Origin of the sequence: Paraclostridium benzoelyticum, from assembly GCF_001006285.1 — a bacterium.
Classification (GTDB): Bacteria; Bacillota; Clostridia; order Peptostreptococcales; family Peptostreptococcaceae; genus Paraclostridium; species Paraclostridium benzoelyticum.
In genome coordinates this window covers 1-9,282 of sequence record NZ_LBBT01000057.1, presented here as the reverse complement: position 1 = coordinate 9,282, position 9,282 = coordinate 1, and the positions used below count along the sequence as shown (strand labels likewise).

10 protein-coding genes are annotated in these 9,282 nt (G+C 26.1%); 2 read left to right on the top strand and 8 right to left on the bottom strand.

The window, feature by feature from the left end; all coding sequences use genetic code 11:
• The 4 genes from VN21_RS02975 to VN21_RS02960 form a co-directional block, all read right to left on the bottom strand.
• On the bottom strand, positions 1–784 hold a 784-nt coding region (locus tag VN21_RS02975; RefSeq protein WP_046821982.1), incomplete at its 3' end, for an FtsX-like permease family protein.
• On the bottom strand, positions 774–1,538 hold the full coding sequence (locus tag VN21_RS02970) for an ABC transporter ATP-binding protein (protein ID WP_046821981.1): 765 nt from the start codon (positions 1,536–1,538) through the stop codon (positions 774–776). The genes VN21_RS02975 and VN21_RS02970, both read right to left, overlap by 11 nt.
• Positions 1,539–1,648: 110 nt before the next feature.
• Positions 1,649–2,887: a sensor histidine kinase gene (locus tag VN21_RS02965; RefSeq protein ID WP_161794372.1), complete on the bottom strand. Its 1,239-nt coding sequence runs from the start codon at positions 2,885–2,887 to the stop codon at positions 1,649–1,651.
• Positions 2,880–3,557: a response regulator transcription factor gene (locus VN21_RS02960; protein ID WP_046821979.1), complete on the bottom strand. Its 678-nt coding sequence runs from the start codon at positions 3,555–3,557 to the stop codon at positions 2,880–2,882. Before VN21_RS02960 ends, VN21_RS02965 begins: the two co-directional genes overlap by 8 nt.
• A 141-nt stretch (positions 3,558–3,698) precedes the next feature.
• Between VN21_RS02960 and VN21_RS02955 the strand changes: the two genes are divergently transcribed.
• Positions 3,699–5,153, top strand: coding sequence for an ABC transporter permease (locus tag VN21_RS02955; RefSeq protein WP_046821978.1), 1,455 nt, complete (start codon positions 3,699–3,701; stop codon positions 5,151–5,153).
• Between the two features lie 10 nt (positions 5,154–5,163).
• Positions 5,164–5,835: an ABC transporter ATP-binding protein gene (locus VN21_RS02950; protein ID WP_046821977.1), complete on the top strand. Its 672-nt coding sequence runs from the start codon at positions 5,164–5,166 to the stop codon at positions 5,833–5,835.
• Positions 5,836–5,884: 49 nt separating this feature from the next.
• On the opposite strand, the gene VN21_RS02945 is transcribed toward VN21_RS02950, so the two are convergent.
• The 4 genes from VN21_RS02945 to VN21_RS02930 form a co-directional block, all read right to left on the bottom strand.
• Positions 5,885–6,997 carry a DUF1648 domain-containing protein gene (locus VN21_RS02945; RefSeq protein WP_046821976.1) on the bottom strand — a complete coding sequence of 371 codons (1,113 nt, stop codon included), beginning with the start codon at positions 6,995–6,997 and terminating at the stop codon, positions 5,885–5,887.
• Positions 6,997–7,380: a GntR family transcriptional regulator gene (locus tag VN21_RS02940; RefSeq protein ID WP_046821975.1), complete on the bottom strand. Its 384-nt coding sequence runs from the start codon at positions 7,378–7,380 to the stop codon at positions 6,997–6,999. Before VN21_RS02940 ends, VN21_RS02945 begins: the two co-directional genes overlap by 1 nt.
• A gap of 144 nt (positions 7,381–7,524) precedes the next feature.
• Positions 7,525–8,532 carry a sensor histidine kinase gene (locus tag VN21_RS02935; protein WP_046821974.1) on the bottom strand — a complete coding sequence of 336 codons (1,008 nt, stop codon included), beginning with the start codon at positions 8,530–8,532 and terminating at the stop codon, positions 7,525–7,527.
• On the bottom strand, positions 8,529–9,197 hold the full coding sequence (locus tag VN21_RS02930) for a response regulator transcription factor (protein WP_046821973.1): 669 nt from the start codon (positions 9,195–9,197) through the stop codon (positions 8,529–8,531). The genes VN21_RS02935 and VN21_RS02930 overlap by 4 nt, the downstream gene beginning before the upstream one ends.
• Between the last annotated feature and the right edge of the window lie 85 nt (positions 9,198–9,282).

Sequence of the window (9,282 nt, the reverse complement as noted above, 5' to 3'; positions counted from 1 at the left end):
TATATAAAAATACTCCAGCTAAGCTATAAAAAAATAAAAATGTACCTAAAATACCAAATCCTACAATTTTCAAAACAATGTAATTTGTAAGTTCATTTGGTAGCAGATTAATAACTGATTTATAACTTGTTAATAAAAGATATGTACTTGTAAAAAAAGTAAGTACGTATACAATAGGGTTTTTAAATTTTATATTTTCAACTTTCTTACTAGCATTAACTAAATCTATTATTTTGTATCTTGAAATTGTGATAACATTAAATATCATGACTATTAAAAATATTATTCCAAAATAAACTATAGTCTTTTGAATAGCATTTGAGGAAATTATAAATTTGTATTTACTCATATCAACTTCAAATAATTTAGATGCAAAAGCAGAAAGTCCTTGACTTAGTACAAGACCTATTAATAATCCCACAACTAAAGAAAGTATACCTACTATTACTGTCTCTATTACTATTACTTGTGAAATTTTTAAATTACTCATACCTAGCGTTCTGTATATCCCCAATTCTTTTTTTCTTTTTTTTATCAAAAAATTATTAGCATACAGTATCAAACCACCTAGTATAAACGATACAAAAATAGAGATAATTTCTATTGAGTTAATTAGTAAATCAATTGGATTTTCTTTAGACTTACTCAAGTCAAGTATAGCTTGTTGTGATTCTATGGAATTAAAACTATAAAATATACTTACAGCAAGTCCCATAGTTAAAAAATATATTCTATAAATTTTAAAACTTTTCCTAACATTTTCGAACGCAAGTTTAAAATACATTTTCATCTCCTCCAAGCAAGGTGATTACATCTATTATCCTATTAAAAAAATTTTTTCTACTATCATTTCCACGAATTACTTCATTAAAAATTTCTCCATCTTTTATAAACAAGATTCTATTTGCATAGCTTGCTGTAAAAGCGTCATGAGTAACCATCAAAATAGTAGTGTTAAATTCTTGATTTAATTTTTCAAATCTTTCAAGCAGTAATCTGGCAGATTTTGAATCTAAAGCACCTGTTGGTTCATCAGCTAAAACTAATGATGGATCTGTAACAATGGCTCTAGCAGATGCAACTCTTTGTTTTTGTCCTCCAGATATTTGGTATGGATATTTATCCAAAATAGTATCTATTTCAAGGTATTTAGCAAATTCTCTTACTTTACTATCTATTTTGGATGTTTTTTCACCTTTAATAGTAAGTGCTAATGCTATATTTTCGTATGCAGTTAATGTATCTAAAAGGTTAAAATCTTGAAATATAAACCCTAGTTCTGTCTGTCTAAATTTATCTAACTTTCTTATTTTTAACTTTGTAATATCTTGACCATTTATTATCACACTTCCACTTGATACATTGTCTATTGTAGATATGCAATTTAAAAGCGTAGTTTTACCACTTCCGCTAGGTCCCATTATACCTATAAACTCTCCTTCACTTACACTAAAACTTATATTATCAATTGCTTTATTTATAGTGTCTCTATTTCCATAATACTTTTCGATGTTTTGTACTTCTAATATATTTTTCATGTCTACCTCCTAACGAAACTCATATTCTTATTTTACACTTTTTTTAAAATAAAAGCCTTATAGTAAGTAAAAAATAAACTTACATTTTGGTAATGCTTCGAATACGATTTCTATTTTTTAGGAATGACAAGTTTAAAAGTACTTCCTTCCCCATATTCAGATATGACAGATATTTTCCCGTTTAAATTAGATACTAAAACTTTAGCGATTGATAAGCCTATCCCAGATCCATTACTATTAGATTCTCTTTGTGAACTAGCCCTAAAAAATCGGTTGAAAATCTTCTCAATATCTTCATTTTTAATACCTATACCAGTATCTGATACATCAATCAGTATATTTGTATTTTCATCATATATAGTAACTTTTATTATATCTTCATTATTTGTGTATTTTATAGCATTATCAATAAGTATTATTAATATTTGTTTTAACTTCTCCTTATCACTAAATATAATTTTGTCTTTTGATTTATATTCAAACTCCAGCTTTTTATGTTGTAATTCGCATATATCTTCATATTGTTCAGTTATATCATATACCATAGATTTTAAATCAACCTCAGATTTATTTATAGTTACGATAGCATCTTCTTTTGTGAGTTTTAGCAAGTCAGAAACTAATTTATTAAGACGTCTTACTTCTTTCATAACAATTGTTAAATTTTTCATCTCATCTTCAACGCTATTACTTGGCCTTTTTATTATACTTTCAATTTTAGAAAAAATTATGGTAAGTGGAGTTCTTAATTCATGAGAAGCATCCTGTACAAATAAAGCCTGTGTTTTCCAAGATTCCTCTATTGGTTCTAAAGATTTTCTAGTTAAAAATTTGCTTGCAATAAATATAACTGCACAAGCTATAACTGCCGAAATTATAAGTACATGTCTAAGCTTAGCTAAAAGTCCCTCTTCAATATCCACTAGTTTGATTATCTCAATAGTATATGGCCCACTGACTTTTTTAAACTCTCTGAATCTTGAACCTTCATACTCATAAGAAATTATACCTTCCTTTAAGTTTTTACTTTTTTCATATGGTTTCATGTAGTTAGTAATATCATATGGATATGACTTAATGATTGTCCCATTTTCCCACACATATACTAAGCTTCCTTTTGACATCATATGAATATCATCCCTATTAGGTCTTGGATTTCTTTCGCCATGCATTAAATCATTTTCAGTTTTTTGCATTTGCATTTGTAGGTCTTTATCAACTCCATTATAAGTTAAATCATAAAAAAACTTATATATAAACAAAGTAAATACAATAAAGACGATACCTACAACTATCATATTTATTGTAATTAATCTTTTTCTTGTATTTTTTAATATATTTTTATTCATCATCAAATATATATCCTATTCCTCTTTTTGTTTTTATATATTTATTATATCCTTTACACGCTAAATTTTTTCTAAGACCACTTATATGAACCTCTACTATTTCCAGTGGAATATCACATTCAATTCCCCAAATCCTATCATATATTTGTTCTTTTAATAAAACTTGACCTTTATTCATTAGAAAGTATTCCAAAATATCATATTGTTTCTTGTATAGTTCTATTTCCTCTCCATCTATATATACTTTTCTAGAATTTAAATTTATCTTTAAGCTTTTAAATTCTAATATATTTTCGCTAGATATTGCTCCTGTTGTTCTAAGAATTGCATATACTCTAGCTATTAACTCCTCCATATAAAATGGTTTTGTTATATAATCATTTGCACCTATTGAGAAAGCTCCAACTTTATCATCTAACTCTTCTTTTGCTGTAAGCATTATAACTGGAGTTTTAACTCCCTGATCTCTTAATGACTTTAATATTTCTATTCCACTTAAATCCGGTAACATTATATCTAAAATTATAATATCATATATGTTTCTTTCTATATTATACAAAGCTTCTTCTCCATTATTAAAAACTTCAATATTAAAATTATTTTGATTTGATAACTCTTCTTTTATAGTATCTGCCAAAACAATATTATCTTCTACCAATAAAATTCTCATTAATCGTCCTCCTAAATTTATATCAATATAGTAATTATATACTCTTTACCTTTAATTAAACTTAAAGTTTTTATATTTAAGATTTTTTTAAGGTATTAATTGTAACTTCATAAAAGAGAAATTAAAGAAAGGGTGAAACACATGAATTTTATATTTAGAGCATTTAAATCTCTAAAAGAAAGAAAAGTAAAAACTTTAATAACTTTTTGTATTACACTTATTATTTGTATTGCGACTTTGACTAGTTTAAGTATACAATCAGCTACCCAAATAGCATCTTCAAGTGCTAAACAAAAACTTGGAGCTACTGTTACTTTAAGCCAAGATATGAAGAAAACTATGGAAAAAAATTCTGAGAACCAAGAAAATGATGATTCTCAACCAAGATTTAAACCTGAAAAAATACCTGTTCCTATATCTTATTTGGACGAACTAAAAAAATCTAGTTATGTAGTTGATTATTTAATAAGCAGTAATACTTCTGCAAATTTAGATGGTCTATCTGCTGTGGGAACTAGCGAAGATTCAGAATCTACTTCAAATAATAAAGACTCCTTTGAATCTATGAAAAAACCTAATAGTGGTGATGTTTCTATATACGGATTAAATGATTTTAATCTTAATGAAAAAGTTGAATCAAAATCAATCGAATTAGAATCTGGAAAAACTTTTACCGAAGAAGACTTAAATACAAATGTAATTTTAATTGAATCTACTTTTGCAAAAGAAAATTCATTATCTGTGGGTGATAAAATAACATTAAAATCAACTGATGATGAAACATCTATTGAAGCTAAAATTATTGGTATATTTAAAGATAATAGTGAAATTGATGATAATTCGTATAGATTCTCGTCAACGTTACCGTATAATAATATCTACGCTCCTTATACATTAGCAAATACTTTAAAAGGAGATGATTATCAAAGCTCAGTAGACTCTATTAAATTTTACATAAATGATCCTGATAATGTTGAAAAATTCATAAAACAGAGTGAAAATTCTAATATAGATTTTGATAAATTCAAATTAGATTCAGGAGATAAATCTTATGAAGAAATGATTGCACCTATTGAAAATATAGCCTCATTCTCTAAAATAACATTAATTGTAGCTGCAGTGTTTGGAGCTTCTATATTAACTTTAGTAATTATGTTGTCTATAAAAGACAGAATGAATGAAATAGGAATACTTATGTCTCTTGGAGAAAGTAAATTTAAAATAGTAGGACAACTTTTATCTGAAATACTTTTAGTTTTAGTAGTATCTATAGGAATATCTGCTCTTTGTGGAAACTCAATAAGTAATTCAGTAGCTACCCAACTTATTCAAACAGAAATAAGCAGTACTCAAAATCAAAATGAGTTTTCTAATAAACAGGCTCCTCCTGGTAGAGGTGGTGAGATGGGATCTTCTAGATCAGATAAAACCTTTACTAAAGAAAATTCAATTGATACATTAGATGTCAATATAAGTAGTAACGACTTTTTAAAGATGTCTCTTTACTCAATACTAACTTCTATTGTTTCTACAATAGCTCCAGCATCATTTGTTATGAGGTTAAATCCCAAAAATATATTAAGTAAACATAATTAGGAGGTTATTTATGAAAAATATGTTAAGTTTAAAGAATATATCATACTCATACAATTCTAATAAGAGCGTTTTAGAAGATGTTAATGTAGATTTCCAAAAAGGTAAGTTTTATACAATCGTAGGTCCGTCTGGCTCTGGCAAAACCACACTTATATCTCTAGCTTGTGGACTAGATATGCCCTCTAGTGGTGAGATTTTTTATATGGAAGAAAGCTTGGAAAATATATCTCTTGAAAAATATAGAAATAAATTCGTATCTATAATTTTTCAAGGGTATAATTTACTTAACTATATGAGCGCAATTGAGAATATAACATCTTCAATGAGTATAAAAGGTATAAAGACTGATAATAATAGACAATTTGCTATAGATATGTTAAATAGAGTTGGAATAACGAAAGAGCAAGGGATGCAAAAAACATTGACCTTAAGTGGTGGTCAGCAGCAAAGAGTTGCTATTGCACGTGCACTTTGCTGTGATTCTGACTTAATAATAGCGGATGAGCCAACTGGTAACTTAGACGAAGAAACCTCTAAAGAAATAATCTCACTATTTAAAGACATTGTTGAAACTGAAAATAAGACTGTAATAATGGTTACACATGATACTAAAATTGCATCTATGTCTGATGAAACATTTTTAGTAAAAGATAAAAGTGTCAAGAAACTTTTTTACAAATAAATAAAATATAAAAAGGACTACATAAAATGTAGTCCTTTTTCCTTATTTTTTAAAACCCAATAATACTCACTATAATCAGTAAAACTAAGAATATACAAAGCCATTTACTTTTTTTATTTGCCATATTAAATGTCCAACCAGCACCAATCCTTTTTTCAACCATAAATGATGGGTCTTCTTTGTTATAATATATAAATCCATAAATCCATTTTTCATCATCACTTTCTATTATATATGAATTTTTATTTTTAGACTTTAATGTAGATATCATTATCATAATATATATTAAATAAATTATAGATATCATAGGTAAAAATATACTTATAAAAAATATTAACGTCGGTATGTTACCTCCACCAACTAGAGACCATTGCATAGGTATTATTGTTAGTTGTATGCTTAAAGTTAATGCCCAAAATGCGTAGCCCATTTTAGTTAAGTATCTTAAAGCCTTTTTTCTAATCTCTTCTTTATTTTCAGTATCTATATAGCTTCTAGACCCTATAGTTTCAATAGTTAAATAACTAAACATTAAAATTATTGATATATCTAAAATATTTAGCATAAAAACATTTTTAACTGTTTTTGGAGCAAATGCATCTGGTGTACCTTCTATCCCCCAGTGAGTTGGAATAGTTTCTGGTAAACTATTGTAATTTAATCCAACATATATGAATGTTATTAAAGATATTAGTATACAGATACCAAATAAAACTTTAAATTTATTCTTAACTTTAGATTTTTCACTTATAAATTTAGTATCTATAAACATAGTTTTGGCATTTGTATCTTTATCCTTATGACTACTAGATGTAGTCAATAATTTACTTTTTAAGTGAATTACATCTATATAGCTAGATCTTAAATAATAAAAATCTAGTATTAAATACAATATTAAGATAAATGTCAATGTTATCTCCTCATTGAGATTAAATACTTGATGACCTAGTAATGCAAGGATTACCAATACCACTAAAGTAATATTTAATTTCTTTTTATAACTTCTGTCAATTTTCTTTTTATCAATTTCTTCTAGCTCTATATTTTTAACGTATACTCCATAAAAATAATTTTTACCACTTAAAGCTTGAACATAAAGCATTAATAGATGAATGATTACTATTGTTGGAATCATTACAATAAAAATTGTTAAATTTCCCATTATTTTTTCACCCCATATTTTTCAAAATAATTTTCACATAAGTCCATAAACTCGCTTTTATCTATTCCTTTTAAATAACTCTCTGCTACTAAAAGTTCTATTTGATCTTTAATTTGATTGAAATTGTTAATATCCTTATCTATAGGAAGATTATTAATTACTGCACCTTTTCTTCTATCAATGCTTATATAGCCTTCATCCTTTAAAAGGTTATATGCCTTACTCACAGTGTGAAGGTTTATTCCAATTTCATCAGCCAAACTTCTAACAGACGGAAGAGATTCATAAATTTCTAATTCTCCATTTGCAATTGATTTTATAACTTCTTCTCGTATTTGTATATAAATAGGCTTATCACTATTAAAATCTAAGTTTAATATCAAGTTGTCACATCCTTTCATATTTTTAGATATATATTCTATCTGTTATACAAACAATATAACAGATAGAATATGAACGTGCAATATTTTTCTAAAAAAATAAACTAACAAAATAAGAATAACATCCTCACTTTATTAGTTTATTTTCTAAAGGTATCTTTCGCCTAGAGGGAATACTAACCTTACAGTCGTTCCTTCATCTAATTTTGAATCTAATTCAATATTAAGTCCTAATTTATTGCATAATTTTTTACATACATACAAACCTATCCCTGTTGATTTAGAATATGTACGTCCATTTTCTCCTGTAAATCCTTTTTCAAAAACTCTACATATATCTCGTTCACAAATGCCTACACCATTATCAACTATATTTAGCACAATATTATTCTTATTCACTACACAGTCTAAATTTATACTAGGATTTTCATTCTTAGAATATTTTATAGAGTTAACCACAATTTGATTTATTATAAACTCAACCCATTTAGGGTCACTATAAACTGTATGATCTATATTTCCTATATTTATAGTAATCTTTTTATTAATACAAGACCTAGCATTTTTTCTTATTACTTTTCTAATAGAGTTTTCTAGGTTGAAAGATTTAACAATATAATCTTTATTTACATTATTACTTCTTGAATAGTATAAAACTTGTTCAACATAGTCTTCTATCTTTTGAAGCTCTTCTTTTATATATCCAGGAATAGTATCTGAATTATTTTCTATAAATAGCATAGTAGAAGCTATAGGTGTTTTTATTTCATGCACCCAAGTTTCAATATACTCTTTATAATCATTTTGCATATTTTTATAATAATTCACATTATCTCTCATTGATTTATTAGTTTCTTTTAATATATCATAAATTAAATACTCATTTAGGTATTTTGGTTTTTCTATAACTTCTGATAGTAAAAACTTTTTATCTAAATTTTCACATATACTAATTACATTATCAAAATATTTTTTCTTTCTTCTAAAATCAATAATCATGTATGATAAAAATGGACCTACCCATATAACAATTAATAAGAAGATAAGTTGATAACTAACATTTGATGCTAATAACCCTATAGATAATATAAATATTATCATAAAGTTTTTTATTAAAAAAATTAAATTATCTTTTATATAATCAACTAGTTTCATCTTAATATATATCCTAATCCTCTTCTAGTTTCTATATAGTCTTTTAAATCTAATTCTTCTAATTTTTTTCTTATTCTTGTCATATTTACAGATAGAGTATTATCATCTATGTAAACATCTGAATTCCACATATAATTCATTAAATCGTCTCTTGATACTATCTTTTCTTTATTTTTCATAAGATGAGCTAGAATTTTTATTTCATTTTTGCTTAACTCAACACTTTGTCCAAAAGCAGTTATTGTTCCTTTTGATAAATCCAAACTTAAATCTTTATAAGCTAATACATCCGAATTAACATCTGTGTAAGTTCTTTTAAGAACTGCACTTATTCTAGCTAGTAATATTTGAGTGTTGTATGGTTTAGTTATAAAATCATCTGCACCCAAATTCATACTCATAAGCTCATCTATTTCACTGTCTCTACTAGTTACTATTATTATTGGGATATTTAATGTTTTTCTTACCTCTCTACATATATGAAACCCATCATATACGGGCAGGTTTATATCTAGTAGTATAAGTTCTGGTCTTTCTTTTTCTATATCTTCTAATATATTTTCAAAATTTTCACACGCAATTACATTATATCCATATCTTGTAAGTAATGATTTCAACTCTTCTCTTATAATTTGAGAGTCTTCTATTATCATTAATTTATTCATTTATAGCCTCCTTAAAACTGTTCTTTATTATTAGTTTATCATTTATAGAATTATTATTAAAGTATTACATTTTTTAGAATTTATA

Excerpts from the sequence above, each read along its gene's own strand:
- VN21_RS02960 (WP_046821979.1), bottom strand. The coding sequence starts at position 3,557 with ATGAGAATTTTATTGGTAGAAGATAATATTGTTTTGGCAGATACTATA.
- VN21_RS02945 (WP_046821976.1), bottom strand. The coding sequence starts at position 6,997 with ATGGGAAATTTAACAATTTTTATTGTAATGATTCCAACAATAGTAATC.
- VN21_RS02965 (WP_161794372.1), bottom strand. The coding sequence starts at position 2,887 with ATGAATAAAAATATATTAAAAAATACAAGAAAAAGATTAATTACAATA.
- VN21_RS02970 (WP_046821981.1), bottom strand. The coding sequence starts at position 1,538 with ATGAAAAATATATTAGAAGTACAAAACATCGAAAAGTATTATGGAAAT.
- VN21_RS02930 (WP_046821973.1), bottom strand. The coding sequence starts at position 9,197 with ATGAATAAATTAATGATAATAGAAGACTCTCAAATTATAAGAGAAGAG.
- VN21_RS02955 (WP_046821978.1), top strand. The coding sequence starts at position 3,699 with ATGAATTTTATATTTAGAGCATTTAAATCTCTAAAAGAAAGAAAAGTA.
- VN21_RS02935 (WP_046821974.1), bottom strand. The coding sequence starts at position 8,532 with ATGAAACTAGTTGATTATATAAAAGATAATTTAATTTTTTTAATAAAA.
- VN21_RS02950 (WP_046821977.1), top strand. The coding sequence starts at position 5,164 with ATGAAAAATATGTTAAGTTTAAAGAATATATCATACTCATACAATTCT.